The organism is Nocardiopsis sp. CNS-639 (assembly GCF_000381685.1).
Taxonomy (GTDB): Bacteria; Actinomycetota; Actinomycetes; order Streptosporangiales; family Streptosporangiaceae; genus Nocardiopsis; species Nocardiopsis dassonvillei.
The window spans coordinates 39,344-59,468 of the sequence record NZ_KB906865.1; the positions used below are offsets into that span (position 1 = coordinate 39,344).

Consider the following 20,125-nt stretch of genomic DNA (forward strand, 5'->3'; position numbering starts at 1 on the left):
CTATCAGCCCCCCGCGTGCGGACCCGCGCTGTCCAGGTCCGCGCCGTCGCGGATGCTTGCCAACAACATACCCGACAATTCCGATCGGCATACAAGGACATCCGGCAGCAGCGGGTCCGCCGTGTTGTACCGCAGCGGGGAACCGTCGATCCGGGAGGTGTGCAGACCCGAGGCCCGGGCCACCGCCACCGGGGCGGCGCTGTCCCACTCGTACTGGCCGCCCGCGTGCACGTAGATGTCGGCGATGCCGAGCAGCACCGCGCAGATCTTGGCGCCCGCGGAGCCCATCGGGACCACCTCGGCGCCCAGCTGGGTGGCCATCCGCTGGACGAAGGCCGGGGGCCGGGTCCGGCTGGCGGTGATGCGCAGCCGCTGGTCCGAGGGGCGCTCCTCGGGCAGCCAGGGCGGGTCGACCGTGGACAGGGTGCTGCCCTGGGCGGGCAGCGCCACGGCGCCCGCGACCAGGTCGCCGTTCTCCCACAGCGCCACGTGCACCGCCCAGTCGGTGCGCCCGGCCTCGGCGAACTCGCGCGTGCCGTCCAGGGGATCGATGATCCACACCCGGCGCGCGTTGAGCCGCGCGGGGTCGTCGGCGCCCTCCTCGGAGAGGACGGCGTCGCTGGGCCGCAGCCTTCCCAGCGCGGAGAACAGGAACTCGTGGGATGTGCGGTCCCCCAGCGTGCGCAGGACGTCGGGCTCGTCGAAGCCGTGCCGGGCGCGCAGGCGCAGCAGCAGCTGCCCCGCCTCGCTGGCCAGGTCGCGGGCCACCTCATGATCGTTTCGGATGTTCTTCACCGGCTAGTATGCTCCCGCCCCACGGATCACCGCTGACCACGTCTTCCACAAGATCTGGACGTCCAGTGTCAGCGACCAGTTTTCCACGTACCGCAGGTCGAGGCGGACCGATTCCTCCCAGGAGAGGTCGGAGCGGCCGCTCACCTGCCACAGACCCGTCATACCCGGCTTGACCACCAACCTGCGGCGGACGTCGTCCCCGTAGCGGGCGACCTCCTCCGGAAGCGGCGGCCTCGGGCCGACGAGCGACATCTCCCCCCGGACCACGTTGACGAGCTGGGGAAGCTCGTCGAGCGAGTACCGGCGCAGCCAGGCCCCCACGGCCGTCACCCTGGGGTCGCGGCGCATCTTGAACAGCACGCCCTCGTGCTCGTTGCGGGGCTGGAGCATCGCCTTCAACGCCTCGGCCCCCACCACCATCGTACGGAACTTGTAGACGGTGAACTCGCGGCCGCCCCTGCCCACGCGCGTCTGGGTGAAGAGGGCGGGCCCGCCGCCCTCGGCCCGGACGAGGACGCACAGCGCGAGGAACAGCGGCGACAGCAGTATCAGGGCCAGGGCGGCGGCGCAGCGGTCGAAGGCGCCCTTGAGGACGCGGCGCGCGCCCACCAGTTCGGGGTGCTCCACGTGCAGCAGGGGCAGCCCCGCGACCGGCCGGATGGAGGTGCGCGGTCCGGCCACGTCCATGAGCGCGGAGGCGACGATGAGGTCGGTGCCGGTCTCCTCCAGCCGCCAGGCCAGGCGGCGCAGCTCGGCCCCGTCCATCTCCGGACAGGCCAGGACCGCGACGGTGTCGGCCCCGGCCAGGGCGGCGGCCTCGGCCGCGCCGGTGAAGGTGCCCAGGACCGGACAGCCCTCCACCTCGTCGGCGCCCGGGCCGGAGGCGACCTCCTCCTGGGGCAGGCACACGCCCACCACGCGCATGCCGTGGTAGACCTCGCCGCGGAACCGGCGGACCAGGTCGCGGACGGCCACGCGGTAGCCGACGACCACGACCCCGCTCATGCACTGGCCCGAACCGCGGCGCCGGTGCAGGGCCTTGCGGCGCGCGTACCTCAGGCCGAGGGTGAGCAGGAGGATGAGCGGCAGGGTGACCAGCGCGTAGCCGCGGGCGAGGTCGAAGCGCAGGGCGTAGGCGCCGACGGCCACGGCGGCGGCGAGGGCGATCCCGGCCGTGGCGACGCGGCGGTACTCCTCCGTGCCCACGCCCAGGAAGCGGCGGGCGTAGCCGCCGCCCAGGTAGACGAAGAGGATCCACACCGGGGGCAGCAGGAGGGAGAGGGCCAGGTAGGGCAGGGTGGTGAGGGTTCCGAGGGCGGAGGGGAAGCGGACCGCCGTGCCGCTGAGGGTGGCCGTCAGAGCGGCGGCCAGGTCCAGGCCGACCAGGCTCACGACGTAGGGGCGCACCCAGGCGCCGTTGGTCCCACCGCCGGAGGCGACCGCCGCGCGCCGCCCGGTGGCGCCCGCGGCGGCGGGGATCCCTGGAGTGTCTGGGGTTCCGGGGGCTCCGGGGGCTCCGGGGGCTCCGGGGCCGACCACGATCCGCGTCGACTGTTCGCGGACGGTATCCGTCCTGCTGGTTGTGACCACGTACACTCCCCCAAGACCCACGACTCTTGCAGCTCACACGGCATAGCTCCGCGCGCCGTGGGAGAGCACTCTGAGGACGTGAGCGGGGCAGGTGCGCCGGGCGCGGAGACCAACGCCCCGAACATTAACCAAAAGTAGTGGAAAAGTCGCGCAGTGTTGCGGCTTGTTGGGTAAGAGGGCCTGTTCAGCACAAGAATGTGTCTGTGCCGAGATCCGTGCGGTCACGCAGGGGTGACCTGATGGGGACACCGGCGGCCGCGCGGGGGCACAGCCGAAACCCGGGCCGTCCGGAGGGGGTCCGGTGACGGCCCGTGTCCCGGCCGCCCCGGGACCGGCCGTGGGCCGCCCCTCCCCCCTCCCCGGCCGACTACCCCTCCCGGTCGGGGAGGAAGAGCCGGGCCGGTACGGCGTCGGCCATCGCGGCCATACCGGCGTCGTTGGGGTGCAGGCCGTCGCCGCTGTCGTAGGCGGGCAGCAGGCTCAGCGGGTCAGCCGGGTCGCGCATCACCTCGTCGAAGTCGATGACCGCGTCGTACTCCCCGCCCGTGCGGATCCACGCGTTGACCGCCTGGCGCTTGGCCTCGTTCTCCTCGGTGTGGAAACCGAGGGTGTCGCCCTTGAACGGCAGGATGGTGCCCCCGTAGACCCGCAGCCCCGCCGCACGGGCACGGGCGATGATCTGGCGGTGGGCGCCGATGACCTCCTCTGCCGTGACGGTCTCCGACACCGGGGCCACGGTGCCGGGGTGGCCCAGGTCGTTGACCCCCAGAAGGACGATGACGTGGCCCGCGCCCGGGTGCGCCAGCACGTCCCGGTCGAAGCGGCGCAGGGCGCTCTGCCCGAAGAAGGCCGCGAAGTCCTCGGCGTCGCCGCCCTCGGGCGGGTTGGGGTCGTGGAGCAGGCGGTTGCCCGCGATCCCCGAGTTGAGCACGCCGGTGTGCGGCAGGCGCCGGGCGAGCAGGTCCGGCCACCGGTGGTTGGCGTTGACCCGGGTCTCGGAGCCGTCGGTGATGGAGTCGCCCAGGGCCACGACCGCGTCGGCGAGCCGCGTGCGCGACCGCACGCTGACCCCCGACAGGAAGTGCCACTGGGTGAGCGTGCGGGTGGCCTCGACGGACGTGTCGCCGGTGACGTCGCCAGCGGCCACCGCGTTCTCCTGGAAGGAGGAGGCGTGCAGGGTGGTCACCGGCGTCTCCTCCGGCAGGTGGATGCTCACGACCAGGTCGGAGCGGGCGGGCAGTTCCAGCGCCACCGGGTCGCTGACCATGGGGGCGCCCGCCGGGACGGTCACCGACGTACGGCCGCCGAAGGTGACCGTGCGGTCGGTGGCCGGGTCGATGTCGGTGCCCGAGTCGCCCGCGCGCAGGGCCACGTGCACCTCGCCCACCCGCAGCGCGCTCTCCCCGAACTCGTTGGTCAGGCGCAGGCGCAGCCGGTCGCCGCCGACGCTGGTGCGCACGACCTGCCGGACGGTCTCGTCGCGCAGGACCGGGGTGGCGGTGGCGGGCGTGGCGGTCGGCGCGGCCCCCCAGGTGCCCACCCAGTTCCCGGTGTCGGGCTCCGGTTCGGCGGCGGCGCCGGTGGCGTTCCAGCCGCCGAGCAGGAGCAGTGTGCCGGCCATGACGACGGCCACGCCTCGCCGGGCGCGGGTGGGGGACATGCTCTTCTCCTCGGGGGTGGGGGGCGTGCGCGCCGGGCGGGCGGCCGCGGGAGCCGCGGTGATCAGGGCGCGACCGAGGGCGGGCAGGACGGAGGGGACACGGCCGCGCGCCCGTCGGGGGCGGTGGCCGCACCGGCCTCCTTGGCGCGGAGCCCGGGTGGTTTCCGGAAGATTCCGGTCAAACCAGCCTAGGGAGCGCCGCGCCGGGGTGTCAACGCCCTCCCCAGGGCCCCGTTCACGGCGGCGGGGCGGTGCTGTCGCGCACGACGAGCTCGGTGGCCAGCTCGACCCGCGGGCTCTCGATGGTCTCGCGCTGCACCAGGCGGTGCACGGTGCGCACCGCGAGCCTGCCCATGTCCGACAGCGGCTGGCGCACGGTGGTCAGGGACGGCGAGGACCAGCGCGCCTCGGGCAGGTCGTCGAAGCCGACCACGCTGACGTCGGCGGGCACCCGCAGACCGCGGCGGCGCAGCGCCTCGTAGACGCCCAGCGCCATCTGGTCGCTGGCCGCGAACACGGCCGTGGGCGGATCGGCGAGGTCGAACAGCCGCTCCCCCGCCCGGAAGCCGGACTCGTAGCCGAACTCCCCCGGCACGACCAGCTCGTCGTCGACCGCGAGCCCCGCCGTCTCCAGGCCCGCCCGGTAGCCGTCGAGCCGGGCCCGGCTGCACCACAGCTCGGGGCGCCCGGCGACGAAGGCGATGCGCCGGTGGCCGAGGTGGATCAGGTGCTCGGTCGCGCTGAGGCCCCCGGCCCAGTTGGTGACGCCGACCGTGGGAGTGTCCAGGTCCGGGACGCCGACCGGGTCGACGACCACGGCGGGCACGTGGAGTTCCCGCAGTTCCTCGCGCAGCTCGGGGTCCAGGTCGGTGGTCACGAGGATCGCCCCGTCGGTGGCGCGCGAGCGCACGTTCTCCAGCCACTGGCGGGTGGAGCTGACCCGGCGGTGGATGGCCGACACCACGATGCCGGTACCGCTCTCGTGCGCGGCGTCCTCCACCCCGCGGATGATCTCGACGGCCCACGGGCTGTCCAGGTCGTTGAAGACGAGGTCGAGCAGGCCGACGCGCTCCCGTGGCCGACCTCCGCGGCGCCGGTAGCCGTGGGCGCGGATCAGGCTCTCCACGCGCTCGCGCGTGGCGGGGGCGACGTCGCCCCGGCCGTTGAGCACGCGCGAGACCGTCGGCGCGGAGACGCCCGCCTCCTCGGCGATGGCGGAGATCGTGACGTCTCGGGACGGGGTGTCGGGCATGGTCCTCCTTTGTGCCCACCCAGAGTACGAGCACAGCTGGTGGGGCGACAGCGCCGAGACGGGATCTTGACGCTGTGCCCGGCGACGACCTAGGGTCCATTGACCTTCACATGTTACGGAACTTTCCGGAAGTTTCGTCGGTCGCCAGATCGGAGATCCCCCCATGAAACCGCTCCGCCTCGTCACCGCCGTCCTCGCCGCGACGGCGCTGGCGGTCCCCCTGGCCGCCCCCGCGTCCGCCGCCCCCGGGCACGACCACGGCGACGGCCACCGGTCGCCGCACCACCCCCGCCACGCCAAGCCGGGCACGCTGCGCTGGGCCGCGCCAGACGGCCTGGTCATCGGCACCGCCGTCGCGGGCGGCGGGCACCACGTGGACCAGGACTACCCCGACCCCTTCACCTCGGACCGGCGGTACCGCCGGATCCTGGCCCGGGAGTTCAGCTCGGTCTCCCCCGAGAACCAGATGAAGTGGGAGTACATCCACCCCGAGCGGGACGAGTACGCGTTCGGGATGGCCGACAGGATCGTGGACTTCGCCGAGCGCCACGGCCAGGACGTGCGCGGGCACACCCTGCTGTGGCACAGCCAGAACCCCGCGTGGCTGGAGGAGGGCGACTTCACCGACGAGGAGCTGCGGGAGATCCTGCGCGACCACATCACCACCGTCGTCGGCCGCTACGAGGGCCGGATCTCGCAGTGGGACGTGGCCAACGAGATCTTCGACGAGTCGGGGCGGCTGCGCACCGAGGACAACATCTGGATCCGCGAGCTCGGGCCGGGGATCATCGCCGACGCCTTCCGCTGGGCGCACGAGGCCGACCCGTCGGCGGAGCTGTACTTCAACGACTACGGCGTCGAGGACGTCAACGCCAAGAGCGACGCCTACCACGCGCTGGTCCAGGAACTGCTGGCGGACGGCGTGCCGGTGCACGGGTTCTCCGCCCAGGTGCACCTGAGCATGCGGTACGGGTTCCCGTCCGGCCTGGAGGAGAACCTCCAGCGCTTCGACGACCTCGGTCTGGGCACGGCGCTGACCGAGGTGGACGTGCGCATGGACGTGCCCGAGGGCGGGGAGCCGACCGGGGAGCAGCTGGAGCGGCAGGCCGACTACTACGGTCGGGCGCTGGAGGCCTGCCTCGGGGTGGAGGGCTGCGACTCCTTCACCATCTGGGGCTTCACCGACAAGTACTCGTGGGTGCCGGTGTTCTTCGAGGGCGAGGGAGCGGCGACCGTCATGGACGGGGACTTCGACCGCAAGCCCGCCTACTTCACCCTCCGATCCCTCCTGGAGGAGGCCGGGGACGACGGGCGGGGCCGCCCGCCCCGGGCGGGCCGCGGCCGGTAGCCGGGCACCGCGCCCCCGTCGCCGCGCCCGTCGGCGCTCCTCCGCCGGCGGGCGCGGTACGTCCGACTCAGCGCGCGCCGTACCCGGCGCGGGCGCCCCTCGCGTGGAACCCCTGGTGAGAGCGGTCGTCCGGCGGGCGTGTGAGCCCCGCCCCGGTGGACCCCGGCGTCCTGGAGGTCAGGCGGCGGTGTGGTAGATGTTCTGCGCCCGGCCCAGGCCTTCGGTGAGCACCGTGCGCACCGCGTCGGCGGCGCGTTCGACGTTGAGGTCCAGCTCGGCGCGCTCGGTGGAGGAGAAGTCCTTGAGCACGTACGCGGCCGGGTCCATCCGGCCCGGCGGGCGGCCCACCCCGAAGCGCACGCGGATGTAGTCCGGGCTGGACAGGGACGAGGTCATCGACTTCAGGCCGTTGTGCCCGCCCGGCCCGCCGCCCTTCTTGAGCTTGAGCGCGCCGAAGTCGATGTCCATCTCGTCGTGCACCACGACGATCCGCTCGACCGGGACCTTGTAGAAGCGGGCCAGACCGGAGACCGGGCCGCCCGACAGGTTCATGAAGCTCCGCGGCTTGGCCAGCACCACGGGGACGCCGTCCAGGCGGGTCTCCACCACCTCGGCGTGCGCCTTGTGCGCCTTCCAGCGCTCGCCGCCCGCGAGCGCCTCCACCACCAGGAACCCGGCGTTGTGCCTGTTCCCGGCGTACTTGGGCCCGGGATTGCCCAGCCCCACGACGAGCCAGCGCTCGGTATCGGCCATGTCCTCGTTCTCTCCGCCGACGCTTGTGCCCCCGGCGCTCCGCGCGCCGGGGCCCCTGCCGCCGAACAGCCTGCCCCACCAGTTGCCCATGGGGCACGACCCTACCGGGACGGCGGCTGACACGACGGACGCGCGGCCCCTGTCGGGAGACCGCGCGTCGTCGTGTGTGGCTTGCGACCGCCTTACTCGGCGGCGGCCTCCTGGGCGCCCTCGTCGCCCTCGGCGGCCTGGGCGGCCTCCTCGCTGGTCTCCGGCTCCTCCTCCACGCGCGGGGCGGAGACGGTGAGCAGGACGGCCTCGGGGTCGGTGGCCAGGGCGACGCCGGAGGGCAGCTTGAGGTCGGCGGCGGTCGGGGTGGCGCCGATCTCCAGGTCCTCGATGACGAACTCGACGCCCTCGGGGATGTGGGTGGCCTCGGCCTCGACGGCCACGGTGACGAGCTCCTGGTTGAGCACACCCGGGGCCTTGACCTCACCGATCAGGTTGACCGGGATCTCGACCTCGACCTTCTCGCCCTTGGAGACGACCAGCAGGTCGATGTGCTCCAGGAAGCCCTTGATGGCGTCGCGCTGCACGCTCTTGGGCAGGGCGAGGTTGTCCTTGTCCAGGCCGTCGAGGCGGATCAGGACGTTGGGGGTCTTCAGGGCGAGCATGAGCTCGTGGCCCGGCAGGTTCAGGTGGCGGGGCTCGGTGCCGTGGCCGTAGAGGACGGCCGGCACCTTACCCGCGCGGCGGGCGCGACGAGAGGCGCCCTTGCCGAATTCCGTGCGGGGCTCGGCAGCGATACGTACCTCGGACACGACAAAACTCCTCGGGTTCAACCCCGCAGAACGGGGAACACGGCTCCAGTAGCACGAACGATTCCCGCCCTCGGCGGGGAATGCGGCGGGGGCTGCCCTCAGGCAGGGACGCGGCCGCCCTGGTTCCAGGCGTGCCCGGCGAGCCGTCACCGGACCCGCCCGGCCCGGGAACGCTCGTCGCGCACCCCTGCCCGCCTTCCGAACGCAGCCTTCTTAGGGCTCCGCCTGGGCACGGGGACACTCGGTCAAGTCTAATGGCTTCGCCGACGACTCCGAACATGGCCCGCGATTCCCGCCCCGGTCCGGACAAGCCCCCAGAGAAACCCGCCGGCCGGACGGCCTCGGCGCGGACGCCCGCGAGGGGACCGCCCGGCGGCGGACGCGGCCCCGGCCCCCAGACGGCCGTCGGGGCCCGAGGACACGCGTCCAGGCCGTCCGACCCGGAAAGCCCCGGTCAGCGCACTGGAGGCCGTCTGCGCCGTCCCGCGCCGCACCGTCCCCGCCGGCCGCGGGCCCGGAGGCGGACCGGGAACGACGCGGACCTCCCGCGGCGGCCCGGAGGGGCGGCCGCGGGAGGTCCGGGCGAAGGGGCGCGCGTCCCCCGATTACTCGAACAGGCTCGTGACCGAGCCGTCGGTGAAGACCTCGCTGATGGCGCGGGCCACCAGCGGCGCGATCGAGAGCTGGGTCAGCTTCTCGAAGGAGCGCTCCTCCGGAACGGGCAGCGAGTTGGTGATGACCACCTCGGAGATCCGCGAGTTCTGGAGGCGCTCGGCCGCCGGACCGGACAGCACGCCGTGCGTGGCGGCCACCAGGACCTTGGCCGCACCCTGCTCGAACAGGGCCTCGGAGGCCTTGACGATGGTGCCGCCGGTGTCGATCATGTCGTCCACCAGCACGCAGACGCGGCCCTTGACCTCACCGACGACCTCGTGCACCCGGACCTGGTTGGCCACGTCCGGGTCGCGGCGCTTGTGGATGATCGCCAGCGGGGCGCCGAGGCGGTCCGCCCAGCGGTCGGCGGTGCGCACCCGGCCCGCGTCCGGGGAGACCACGGTGATCTCGGACTGGTCGACCCGGCCGGCGATGTGGTCGGCCAGTATCGGCAGCGCGAACAGGTGGTCCACCGGGCCGTCGAAGAAGCCCTGGATCTGGTCCGTGTGCAGGTCGACGGCCATCATCCGGTCCGCGCCCGCGGTGCGGAACAGGTCGGTCATGAGGCGGGCCGAGATGGGCTCGCGGCCGCGGTGCTTCTTGTCCTGCCGGGCGTAGCCGAAGAACGGGGTCACCACGGTGATCCTCTTGGCGGACGCGCGCTTGAGCGCGTCCACCATGATCAGCTGCTCCATGATGGACTCGTTGATCGGGTCGGAGTGGCACTGGATGACGAACGCGTCCGAGCCGCGCACCGACTCCAGGTAACGGACGAAGATCTCACCGTTGGCGAAGGTGTCGAACCGGGTGGGGACCACGTCGATCCCCAGTTCCTTCGCGACCTCCTCGGCCAGGCTCGGGTGCGTGCGCCCCGAGAAGAGCATCAGGTTCTTCTGGCCGGTGGCCTTCATCCCGGTCACGTGTTTCTCCCCCACAGTCACTGCTTGTCGTCGGCTCTGTGCCGATCGGCCTGCTCCGCCGCCTCGGCGGAGGGCGTGCCCGGGCGCTTGCGCCGGGTCCAGCCCTCGACGTTGCGCTGGCGGTGCCCCTCGGAAACGGCGAGGGCACCGGGCGGCACGTCGTCGCGGACCACGGTCCCCGCCCCGGAGTAGGCGCCGTCGCCCACGCGGACCGGGGCGACGATGGTGTTGTCGCTGCCGATCCTGACGTGGTCGCCGATGACGCTCCGGGACTTGTTGACCCCGTCGTAGTTGACGAACACCGAGGAGCAGCCGATGTTGCTGCCCACGCCGATGTCCGCGTCGCCCACGTAGGTCAGGTGCGGGATCTTGGACTCGGCGCCGACGTTCGAGTTCTTGACCTCGACGAAGGCTCCGGCCTTGGACCGCTCGGCCAGGCGGGTGCCCGGCCGCAGGTAGGTGTAGGGGCCGACGGAGGCCCCGGGGCCGATCTCGGCCCGGTCCGCCGTGGTCTCGCGCACCGTGGCGCCCGCGCCGACGACCGTGTCCCTCAGGTCCGCGCGGGGGCCGACCACGGCGTCCTCGCCGACGGAGGTGGCGCCCAGCAGCCGGGTCCCCGGTTCGATCACGGTGTCGCGGCCGACGGTGACCTGGGCGTCGATCCAGGTGGTGGCGGGGTCCACGACGGTGACCCCGGCGAGCATGTGCTCGTTGACCAGCCGGTCGTTGAGGACGCGGCGGGCCTCGGAGAGCTGGACGCGGTTGTTGACGCCCTGGACCTCGTGCCAGTCGTCCGCCGCCCAGGCGCCGACCCGGTGGCCGTCGCCGCGCAGCAGGGAGACCGCGTCGGTCACGTACTCCTCGCCCTTGGCGTTGTCGGTGGACAGGCGCTGGACGACCTCGGACAGCAGGGCGCCGTCGAAGGCGTACATGCCCGAGTTGATCTCGTCGATCGCGTGCTGCTCGGGGGTGGCGTCGGCGTGCTCGACGATGCCGGTGAAGTCGCCGTCGGCGTCGCGGACGATGCGGCCGTAACCGTGGGGGTCGGGTACGCGCGCGGAGAGCACCGTGACGGCGTTGCCCTCCTCGTCGTGGGCCGCGACGAGCTCCGCGAGCGTGGAACCGCGCAGGAGGGGGGTGTCGCCGCAGGTCAGGACCACGGTGCCGCTGAGCTTGACGCCCTTGGCGGCCAGGTCCTCGATCGCCATGCGCACGGCGTGGCCGGTGCCGTTCTGCTCCTCCTGGACCGCGGTGGCGGCATGGGGGGCGATCTCCTCCAGATGGGATCTGACCTGCTCACGCGCGTGGCCGACGACCACGACCGCGTGCTGGGGATCGAGTTCCCGCGCCGCCGCGAGCACGTGGCCGAGCATGCTGCGGCCGTTGAGTTCGTGGAGGACCTTGGGAAGCTTCGACTTCATTCGGGTGCCCTCGCCCGCCGCGAGGACGATGACGGCAGCCGGACGGTTCACGCTCACTGAGGAGTCCCTCGTGGTAGCTGGTGGCTGAGATGTCGGCTCACCCCTCGGCGGCGCGACCCGCATGCCGCACGGGCGGCCGTCGGATGACCAGCGGCCGACATGGGAAGGATACATGCGCGTCACCGGCGCCCCACGGGCGCGTGACGCGGGGGTGAGCGGCCGTTGGCCGCGCCGCGCCTGTGGCGGCGGTTTCTGGGGGTTCGGTGTGAGATGCACCGCTCCGCGGGGGTCCGTGGGGACACGTCCGTCGCACGGGGACGCGCGGACCCGCTCGGCGCCCCGCGCGTGTGTGCGCGCGACGCCGGGGTAGCTCCCGGACCAGGGCTCGAACCTGGACGATGGGGACCAAAACCCCACATGCTGCCGATTACATCATCCGGGAACGCGCGAGGGCGGAGCACACCGCCCGTACGCCAGCCACCAACATAGCGCCTTCGACGGAGGGCTTGCCAAACCTACGGCATCGTAGGTTACGGTTACGTAGGAATAGGTTGGGTCGTCGCGGCGGTCACTCAGGTGCCGTTCGGACGCCGTCCTGACCGCGACGACGTTGCCCGACCGCCTGACAGCGAGGAAGAACCCATGACCGCTGCTCCCGAGCTACCGACCAAGACGACAGAGCCGAAGCGCGAGGCGATCCCCGAGTACGAGCCCGAACTGCGCGGCAAGGCCGAGCGCTACACGGTCTTCGCGTTCGTGTTCGTGCCGCTGATCGCCCTGCTGGCCTCGCTGCCCTTCTTCTGGGGCTGGGGCCTGACCCTGACCGACATCGCCATCGCCTCGGTCTTCTACCTGATCAGCGGCCTGGGCATCACGGTCGGCTTCCACCGCCACTTCACGCACGGCTCGTTCAAGGCCAAGCGCCCGCTGCGCATCGCGCTCGCGATCGCCGGTTCGATGGCCATCGAGGGCAGCGTCATCAAGTGGGTGGCCGACCACCGCCGCCACCACAAGTACGCCGACGCCGAGGGCGACCCGCACTCGCCGTGGCGCTTCGGCGACGACTGGAAGTCGGTCGCCAAGGGCCTGTACTACGCGCACATGGCGTGGATGTACCTGGACGAGAAGAAGACCTCGCCGCGCCGCTTCGCCCCCGACCTGCTCAAGGACAAGGACATCGTCCTGGTCGACAAGCTCTTCGGGCTGATCGTGGTCTTCTCCCTGGGCGCCCCGGCGCTCATCGGCGGCCTGGTCACCATGTCCTGGTGGGGCGCGTTCACCGCCTTCTTCTGGGCCAGCCTGGTGCGCATGGCCCTGCTGCACCACGTCACCTGGTCGATCAACTCCATCTGCCACACCATCGGCGAGGAGAACTTCGAGGTGCGCGACCGCTCCCGCAACGTGTGGTGGCTGGCCATCCCGTCCTTCGGCGAGTCCTGGCACAACCTGCACCACGCCGACCCCACCTGCGCCCGCCACGGCGTGCTCAAGGGTCAGATCGACATCTCCGCCCGCGTCATCTGGGTCTTCGAGAAGCTCGGCTGGGCCTCCAAGGTCCGCTGGCCCAACAACGAGCGACTCGCCGCCAAACGGGTCAGCGTCTAGGATCGGTAGCCATCATGGGAGCAGCCGACAGCGGTCAGAAGATCCGTGTGCGCCGTAAGCGCATGACGGGCAAGGAGCGTCGGCAACAGCTGTTGGAGATCGGCCGGGAGCTGTTCGCCGAGCGCGGGTTCGACGCGGCCTCCGTCGAGGAGATCGCCGCGCGGGCCGGTGTGTCCAAGCCCGTGGTGTACGAGCACTTCGGCGGCAAGGAGGGCATCTACGCGGTCGTGGTCGACCGTGAGATGCGCACCCTCCTGGCGATGATGGGCGAGGCCCTCTCCGCCGACGGCGCCCGGAGCAAGATCGAGAACGCGGCCCTGGCCCTGCTGCGGTACGTGGAGGAGAACACCGTGGGGTTCCGGGTGCTGACCCGGGACTCGCACGCGGCCTCCGGCACGGGGAGTTTCGCCAGTCTGCTCAACGACATCGCCAGCCAGGTCGAGCACATCATGGTCGACGAGTTCGCCGAACGGGGCTACGACCCGGCGCTCGCCCCCATGTACGCCCAGGCCCTGGTGGGGATGTGGGCCCTGACCGGCCAGTGGTGGCTGGACGTGCGCAGGCCCAAGCGCGAGGTGGTCGCCGCGCACCTGGTCAACCTGGCCTGGAACGGACTGTCGAGCCTGGAGCCGAAGCCGAGGCTGAGCCCGGGCAAGCGCAGGACGGGCTGACGCGGGGCGGTCCTGGTGACCTGTGGGGCGGGTGTGCGCGGCATACCCGCCCCACTATCTTGATGTCAAGAGATAAGCTGTCCCCATGCGCGATGAGGTGGATGGGCTGATCGAGGCGTGGCGCTCCGAACGCCCCGACGTGGACGTGACGCCGCTGGAGGTGTTCAGCCGGGTGTCGCGGCTCGCGCGCCACCTGGACCGTGCCCGGCGCACCGTCTTCACCGAGCACGACCTGGAGCCCTGGGAGTTCGACGTGCTCGCCGAGCTGCGCCGCTCCGGCCCCCCGTACGAGCTGAGCCCCGGACGGCTGCTGCGCGCCACCCTGGTGACCTCGGGAACCATGACCAACCGGGTGGACCGGCTGGCCGCGGCCGGGCTCGTGCGGCGCCGCCCCGACCCCGCCGACAAGCGCGGGGTCCTGGTCCGGCTGACCGAGCGGGGCGCCGAGCGCATCGACGCGGCCCTCAGGTCGCTCCTGAGCTACGAGGAGACCCTGCTGGCGCCGATGGCCGACGGAGACCGCGAACAGCTGGCATCGTTACTCAGACGCCTCCTGGCGCCCCTCGACCGGGGCCCCGAGGGCCAGCAGGGTTAGACAGGCGGTACCGGCCCCCGGGGGGCCGGCTTCCACACGGACAGGGCGGGCGCGCGGCGAATCGCCGCCGTCCTCGCCGACCGGCGCGTACTCCCCCCTCGCCCCCGAAGCCGGGACCGCCGCCGTGTGTCGGACGCCGCACGGCCGTACCGCGTGAGAACCGCGCGTCCCGGGGTAGTCCAGCCCCGGTACGCGCAGTCGATCGTTCGGGGGAACACGTGCGGGTCCGTTGGATGGCCGTGGCGGCCGCGGCCGTGCTGGTCGCGGGGTGCTCGGGCAACGGTGGCGGGGACGGTGAAGGCGGGAGCTCCGGCGGCGAAGGCGGCGGGGCGGACTCCGGCGGCCGCTACCTGTCCCTGGGCGACTCGATCAGCGTGGGCGTGCAGCCCGACGGGAACGGCCGACCGGTGGAGACCTCCGAGGGCTACACCGACGTCCTGTACCGCACCCTGAAGGAGGAGCGCCCGGAGCTGCGGCACGAGCGGATGGGGTGCGCGGGAGAGGACACCACCACCTTCATGGAGGGCGGGCTGCCCGGCTGCGACCCCCGCTACGAGCACGGCTCGCAACTGGAGGAGGCCGAGGCCTTCCTGGCCGGGCACCGGGGCGAGGTGGACCTGGTCACCCTGACCATCGGCGCCAACAACTTCACCCGTTGCGTGCGGGGGATCAACACCCCCGAGGGGCAGGCCCCCGACTCCGGGGACGTGGACATCGACCGCGCGTGCGTGGAGGAGGGCCTGGACCGGCTCCGGGAGGAGACCCCCGAGATCGCCGAGCGGCTGCGCGAGGCGGCGGGGCCGGACACGCAGATCGTCGGGATGACCTACTACAACCCGTTCCTGGCCTTCCTGCTGCTGGACGGGGACCCCGCCCAGCAGGCGACCGCGGCGGCGGAGGAGGCCGAGGAGCTCTTCCCCGAGACCGAGGCGCGCGGGGGTCTGGCCGAGGAGGCGGTGGACATCCTGCTGGAGGTCAACGGGACGATCGCCGCCGCCTACCGGGCGGAGGGGATCGACGTGGCGGAGGTGGACGCGGTCTTCGAGTCCACCAACCAGGAGGTGCCCCGGGGCAGTGGGACCGGGCTGCCCGCCAACCTCCAGAACATCTGCGACCTGACGTGGATGTGCCACGGCGAGCGGGGCCCGGACATCCACCCCAACGAGGAGGGCGCGCGCGAGATCGCCGCCGTCTTCGCCCGGCAGGTGGACCGGGCCGAGTGACCCGGCCGGGCCCGGCGGCCGCGTTCGGGGGCGGGCCGCCGGGGAACGAGTGAAGGCGGCGTCTACTCCGGGCCGCCGGGGAGCGCCTTCTCGATGAGCGCGGTGATCCTTGGGTCGTCGGGCTCGGTCGAGCTGCGGAAGCGGTGCACGGCGCCGTCGGGGAGGACGAGGAACTTCTCGAAGTTCCACTTGACCTTCCCCGCCTTGCCGTCCTCGTCCTCTGCGGAGGAGAGCGCCGCGTAGAGCGGGTGCTGCTGTTTGCCGTTGACCTTGGCCTTGGCCGTCATGGGGAAGGTGACGCCCCAGGTGGCCGAGCAGTACTCCGCGATCTTCTCCTCGCTGCCGAACTCCTGGAGGAACTGGTTGCTGGGCACGCCGAGCACGGTGAACCCCCGGTCGCCGTACCGGTGCTGGAGCTTCTCCAGCCGCTCGTACTGCGGGGTGTAGCCGCAGCGCGAGGCGACGTTGACCACCAGCCTCACCTTGCCGGACCACTCTCCGAACGTCGTCTCGCGTCCGTCGATCAGGGTCACCGGGATCTCGTCCAGGTCGCTCATCCGCGTCCATCTCCTCGTTTGCCGGGGCGCCGACGCCCACCGCGCGGCGCGGTGCTTCACGGCGTATTCGGAGCGCACGCCGCCGTGGCTCGGATTCTTTCTCAGGAAGGGGCCCCGGTCCAGCCGTACCGCCTCTCCGAGCCGGACGCCCGGCCGGAGTGCTCCGGCCGGGCGTCCTTCGCGGTCAGCCGCGCCGCGGCCTCACTCCCCGACGAGTTCGGCCTGCTCCAGCCAGACCTCCTCCAGCTCCCCGCGCTCGACGGCCAGGGCCTTGGCCTCCGCGTCGAGTTCGGCGAGCCGGGTGTAGTCCTCGGCCGCGGCGGCCATCAGCTCGTGCAGCTCCGCCTCGCGCTTGGCGATGCGGTCCATGCGCCGCTCGACGCGCTGCATCTCCTTCTGCGCGGCGCGCCGCTCGGCCGCCGACACCGCGGGCTGCTCCGCCGGGGCCTGGGCCGCGGCGGCCTCGGAGGCGCCCAGCGGCACGGTGGCCTCGCCCGCGCTGGCCGCGCGGCGCTGGAGGTACTCGTCCACGCCGCCGGGCAGGAAGGCCAGGCCGCCGTCGCCCATCAGGGCCAGCACGCGGTCGGTGATGCGCTCCAGGAAGTAGCGGTCGTGGCTGACCAGCACCAGGGAGCCGGGCCAGCCGTCGAGCAGGTCCTCCAGCTCGGTGAGCGTCTCGATGTCCAGGTCGTTGGTGGGCTCGTCCAGCAGCAGCACGTTGGGCTCGTCCATGAGCAGCCGCAGCAGCTGGAGGCGGCGGCGCTCACCGCCGGACAGGTCGCCGATCGGGGTCCACTGGCGCTCCCCGCGGAACCCGAACCGCTCCAGCATCTGGCTGGCGGTGTAGTCGCGCTTGCCGATGGTGACGTGCTCGCGCACGTCCATGACCGCCTGGAGGGGGCGGGCGGCGGGGTCGAGTTCGGCGACGTTCTGGGACAGGTGGGCGAGCTTGACGGTCCGGCCGGTGCGCACGCTGCCGGAGTCGGGCTCGCGTTCCCCGGCCAGGATCCTGAGCAGGGTGGACTTGCCCGCGCCGTTGACCCCGACCAGGCCGACCCGGTCGCCGGGGCCCAGCTGCCAGGTGAGGTGGTCGAGCAGGGTCCGGTCGGGGACGGACGCGGACACGTTCTTGAGGTCGATGACGGTCTTGCCGAGCCGGGAGCTGGCGAACTTGACCAGTTCGACGGTGTCGCGGGGCGGCGGCTCGTCGGCGATGAGCTGGTTGGCCGCCTCGATGCGGAACTTGGGCTTGGAGGTGCGGGCCGGGGCGCCGCGGCGCAGCCAGGCCAGCTCCTTGCGCATGAGGTTCTGGCGGCGCTCCTCGGCGGCGGCCGCCTGGCGCTCGCGCTCGGCCTTGGCCAGGACGTAGGCGGCGTAACCGCCCTCGTAGCGCTCGACCGCGCCGCGTCCGACCTCCCAGGTGCGGGTGGTGACGGCGTCCAGGAACCAGCGGTCGTGGGTGACGACCACGAGCGCCTCGGGACGGGCGCGCAGGTGCTCGGCGAGCCAGGCGATGCCCTCGATGTCGAGGTGGTTGGTGGGCTCGTCGAGCACGATGAGGTCGTGGTCGCCCACCAGGAGCCGGGCCAGGCCGGAGCGGCGGCGCTCGCCGCCGGACAGGCCGCTCATGGGGGTGTCCAGGGCCCAGCCGCCGAGGAGTCCGCGCAGGATGTCGCGGACGCGGGCGTCGCCCGCCCACTCGTGCTCGGCCCGGTCGCCCAGGACGAACTCCCCGACCGTGGAGTCGGGGAAGGTGTCGCGCTGGTGCAGGAAGCCGATGCGCAGCCCGCGGTTGTGCACCACCCGCCCGGAGTCGGGCCGGGTGATGCCCGAGAGCACGGAGATGAGCGTGGACTTGCCGCCGCCGTTGCGGCCGACGACGCCGATGCGCTCACCCTCGTCGACGCCGAGCGACACCTTGTCGAGGAGTACGAGCGGCCCGTAGGCCAGGGACACGTCCTGAAGATTGACCAGATTCATCGCTATCCATTGTGGCGGCAGTGCCGTGGTGCGCTGACCGCCGCCGCTCCCCCGGACGGCTCCGGGGCGGGAGGGCGGCCCCGGACGGGCGGAGGCGCCGGGCACGCGGCGTCACCCAAGCCCCGTCCCCGCGCCCGCCGCCGCTCCCCCGGGGCGGCGACCGGTGTCTCACTCCCGCCCCGTCGGCTCCTCGTCGAGCAGCAGCCGGGCCACGGCGTCGTCCGTCACCAGCGTGGACACCAGGCCGCTGCGCAGCGCGGCGCCGATCGCCCTGGCCTTGGCCTCGTCCCCGGCGCCGGCGACCGCCACCACCTCGGGCACCCGGCGCAGCTGGTCCGCCCGGACGCTGATGACCCTCTCGTCCAGGTCGGAGTGCACCTGCCGGCCGTCGGCGTCGAACAGCTGGGCGGACATCTCCGCGCACACGCCCAGCGCGGTGTACCTGGCCCGCGAGTCCGGGTCCAGCGCCTGGAAGACGGTCGAGTTGCGCTCGTCCCAGCCCCCGATGGCCACCACGGCCGTCGTGAGGCGGTCGAAGTGCGCGAACGCTGAGGCGATGCCCGGGTCGGCCCGCAGCGTCGCCGCCGTGGCGGCGTCCGGCAGGATGAGCGGCGCGTAGATGGGGTACGCCGGTCCGCCCGAGAGCGCGGCCGCCCGGCGCACCGTCTCGACCGATCCGCCGCCCTCCGCCTGCTCGGACAGCACGCCGTTGAGCTGCACCACCGTGCAGCGCGGCAGGTCCACCATGTCCAGGCCCATCAGCTGGAGCGACCTGCTCCAGGCCAGCCCCAGCACCTCGTCGGGCCGCACGATCTCCGACAGCAGCCGCGCCGCCACCGACCCCAGCGCCCGGCGCGTGTCCCGCGGGTCGTCCAGGGCGTCCACGACGATCGCCCGGCGCAGGCCGAAGGCCGCGCGCATGCGCTCGGACAGCTCCCCGTCCAGCCGGGCGGGCAGGCGGATGTCGATGCGCACGATCCCGCTGCTGCGGGCGGTCTCCAGGTCCCGGGCGACCTTGAACCTGCTCAGGCCGAACTCCTCGGCGATCTCCACCTTGGACCGCCCGTCCAGGTAGAACCTGCGGGCGATGGCGGCGAGCCGCACCATCTCCGCGGGGCCGCTGGGGGCCGTCTCCTGAACCTCACCACGCTGATCGCTCATACGTGCAGGAGTGTACTCGAATGTGCCGGATCCATTGACAGCGCGTTTCCGATGGGCGTTCAATGTTCGAAACATATGTGACCCACACCGCTCACATGAGCGTTCAACGGGAGGTTCCCAACCGTGCGTGCCGCCATCATCACCGAACCGGGCTCCGTCACCGTGGGGGACCGCCCCGACCCGCACCCCGCCGCCGACGGCGTGGTGGTCCGGGTCGGCGCCTGCGGGATCTGCGGAACGGACCTGCACATCGCCGACGGGGAGTTCCCGCCCAGCCCCTACCCGCTGGTGCCCGGGCACGAGTTCGCCGGAACGGTCACGGCCGTCGGCGAGAACGCCCCGGGGGACCTGCGCCCCGGCGACCGGGTGGCCGTGGACCCCTCCCTGTTCTGCGGGCACTGCGAGTACTGCCGCGCCGGACGGGGCAACCTGTGCGCCAACTGGGGCGCGATCGGCGACACCGTGGACGGCGCGTTCGCCGAGTACGTGGCCGTCCCCGCCGCCAACTGCTACCGCCTGCCCGACTCGGTGAGCATGCGCGAGGGCGCCCTGGTCGAGCCGCTCTCGTGCGCCGTTCACGGTGTCCGGCGCATCGGGGTGGAGACCGGCGAGCGCTTCCTGGTGGTGGGCGCCGGGACCATGGGCCTGCTCCTCCAGCAGCTGTTGCAGAACTCCGGCGCCCGCGTGACCGTGGTGGACCGCAACACCCGCCGCCTGGCCATCGCGACCGACCTCGGCGCCGCCGCCACCGCGACGGACACGTCCGAGCTGGGCGACGAGCGCTTCGACGCCGCGGTGGACGTCACGGGCGCGCCCTCCGCCATCGAGGCGGCCTTCGACTCGCTGCGGCGGGGAGGGCGCCTGCTGGTCTTCGGGGTCGCCGACGAGGCGGCCCGCGTGGCGCTGTCGCCGTTTCGGATCTACAACGACGAGATCACCGTCGTGGGCTCCATGGCCGTGCTCAACAGCTACGGGGCGGCCGTGGACCTCATCAGCAGCGGCGCCGTGCGCACCGCGCCGCTGCTCACCGACGCCCTGCCCCTGGAGAAGTTCCCCGAGGCGCTGGCCATGATGCGCGCGGGCACCGGGGTGAAGGTCCAGGTCGTCCCCGACGAGACCGCCTGACCCGGGAAGGCAGCG

At 72.7% G+C, this 20,125-nt stretch carries 17 protein-coding genes; 6 read left to right on the plus strand and 11 right to left on the minus strand.

The genetic code is table 11. The features are described 5' to 3' along the window. Positions 1-3: 3 nt before the first annotated feature. The 4 genes from G011_RS0118410 to G011_RS0118425 all read right to left on the minus strand — a co-directional run bounded on the left by G011_RS0118410 (position 4) and on the right by G011_RS0118425 (position 5,297). The gene (locus G011_RS0118410) at positions 4-795 is read right to left on the minus strand and encodes a 3'(2'),5'-bisphosphate nucleotidase CysQ (protein ID WP_026338425.1); all 792 of its coding nucleotides are present in this window, start codon (positions 793-795) and stop codon (positions 4-6) included. A gap of 3 nt (positions 796-798) precedes the next feature. Continuing rightward, complete coding sequence (locus G011_RS0118415; RefSeq protein WP_026338426.1) at positions 799-2,385, minus strand: sugar transferase; 1,587 nt, start codon at positions 2,383-2,385, stop codon at positions 799-801. A 367-nt stretch (positions 2,386-2,752) separates the two neighbouring features. Next, entirely contained in the window at positions 2,753-4,045 is a 1,293-nt protein-coding gene (locus G011_RS0118420) for an SGNH/GDSL hydrolase family protein (RefSeq protein ID WP_019609773.1), read from the minus strand. A 235-nt stretch (positions 4,046-4,280) separates the two neighbouring features. Further along, complete coding sequence (locus tag G011_RS0118425; RefSeq protein ID WP_013154989.1) at positions 4,281-5,297, minus strand: LacI family DNA-binding transcriptional regulator; 1,017 nt, start codon at positions 5,295-5,297, stop codon at positions 4,281-4,283. Positions 5,298-5,460: 163 nt separating this feature from the next. Between G011_RS0118425 and G011_RS0118430 the strand changes: the two genes are divergently transcribed. Next, positions 5,461-6,645 (plus strand): endo-1,4-beta-xylanase, encoded by a 1,185-nt coding sequence (locus G011_RS0118430; RefSeq protein WP_019609774.1) that lies wholly within the window; start codon positions 5,461-5,463, stop codon positions 6,643-6,645. Positions 6,646-6,822: 177 nt separating this feature from the next. Here the strand turns inward: G011_RS0118430 and pth are convergent, their stop codons facing one another. The 4 genes from pth to glmU form a co-directional block, all read right to left on the minus strand. Beyond that, complete coding sequence (gene pth / locus G011_RS0118435; protein WP_013154991.1) at positions 6,823-7,488, minus strand: aminoacyl-tRNA hydrolase; 666 nt, start codon at positions 7,486-7,488, stop codon at positions 6,823-6,825. 92 nt (positions 7,489-7,580) lie between these two features. Then, positions 7,581-8,198: a 50S ribosomal protein L25/general stress protein Ctc gene (locus G011_RS0118440; RefSeq protein ID WP_019609775.1), complete on the minus strand. Its 618-nt coding sequence runs from the start codon at positions 8,196-8,198 to the stop codon at positions 7,581-7,583. Positions 8,199-8,803: 605 nt separating this feature from the next. Continuing rightward, positions 8,804-9,772 carry a ribose-phosphate diphosphokinase gene (locus G011_RS0118445; protein ID WP_013154993.1) on the minus strand — a complete coding sequence of 323 codons (969 nt, stop codon included), beginning with the start codon at positions 9,770-9,772 and terminating at the stop codon, positions 8,804-8,806. 17 nt (positions 9,773-9,789) lie between these two features. After that, the gene (glmU, locus tag G011_RS0118450) at positions 9,790-11,250 is read right to left on the minus strand and encodes a bifunctional UDP-N-acetylglucosamine diphosphorylase/glucosamine-1-phosphate N-acetyltransferase GlmU (protein WP_019609776.1); all 1,461 of its coding nucleotides are present in this window, start codon (positions 11,248-11,250) and stop codon (positions 9,790-9,792) included. Positions 11,251-11,835: 585 nt separating this feature from the next. Between glmU and G011_RS0118455 the strand changes: the two genes are divergently transcribed. The 4 genes from G011_RS0118455 (at position 11,836) to G011_RS0118470 (ending at position 15,287) form a co-directional block, all read left to right on the plus strand. Beyond that, positions 11,836-12,798, plus strand: coding sequence for an acyl-CoA desaturase (locus G011_RS0118455; RefSeq protein WP_019609777.1), 963 nt, complete (start codon positions 11,836-11,838; stop codon positions 12,796-12,798). Between the two features lie 14 nt (positions 12,799-12,812). Beyond that, positions 12,813-13,469, plus strand: a complete 657-nt coding sequence (locus G011_RS0118460; protein WP_174547716.1) for a TetR/AcrR family transcriptional regulator — start codon at positions 12,813-12,815, stop codon at positions 13,467-13,469. 85 nt (positions 13,470-13,554) lie between these two features. After that, positions 13,555-14,064, plus strand: a complete 510-nt coding sequence (locus G011_RS0118465) for a MarR family winged helix-turn-helix transcriptional regulator (RefSeq protein WP_019609779.1) — start codon at positions 13,555-13,557, stop codon at positions 14,062-14,064. A gap of 233 nt (positions 14,065-14,297) precedes the next feature. Further along, entirely contained in the window at positions 14,298-15,287 is a 990-nt protein-coding gene (locus G011_RS0118470) for a GDSL-type esterase/lipase family protein (RefSeq protein ID WP_019609780.1), read from the plus strand. 62 nt (positions 15,288-15,349) lie between these two features. Here G011_RS0118470 and G011_RS0118475 read toward each other — a convergent pair whose 3' ends face one another. The 3 genes from G011_RS0118475 to G011_RS0118485 all read right to left on the minus strand — a co-directional run bounded on the left by G011_RS0118475 (position 15,350) and on the right by G011_RS0118485 (position 18,931). Next, a complete protein-coding gene (locus G011_RS0118475) occupies positions 15,350-15,844 on the minus strand; it encodes a glutathione peroxidase (protein WP_019609781.1) in 495 nt (164 codons plus the stop codon). 201 nt (positions 15,845-16,045) lie between these two features. Beyond that, entirely contained in the window at positions 16,046-17,824 is a 1,779-nt protein-coding gene (locus G011_RS0118480) for an ABC-F family ATP-binding cassette domain-containing protein (protein ID WP_013155000.1), read from the minus strand. A 168-nt stretch (positions 17,825-17,992) separates the two neighbouring features. Further along, the gene (locus tag G011_RS0118485; RefSeq protein ID WP_019609783.1) at positions 17,993-18,931 is read right to left on the minus strand and encodes a sugar-binding transcriptional regulator; all 939 of its coding nucleotides are present in this window, start codon (positions 18,929-18,931) and stop codon (positions 17,993-17,995) included. Between the two features lie 177 nt (positions 18,932-19,108). Here G011_RS0118485 and G011_RS0118490 point away from each other — a divergent pair, with 177 nt between their 5' ends. Continuing rightward, on the plus strand, positions 19,109-20,110 hold the full coding sequence (locus tag G011_RS0118490; RefSeq protein ID WP_019609784.1) for a zinc-dependent alcohol dehydrogenase family protein: 1,002 nt from the start codon (positions 19,109-19,111) through the stop codon (positions 20,108-20,110). The last annotated feature ends 15 nt before the right edge of the window (positions 20,111-20,125 follow it).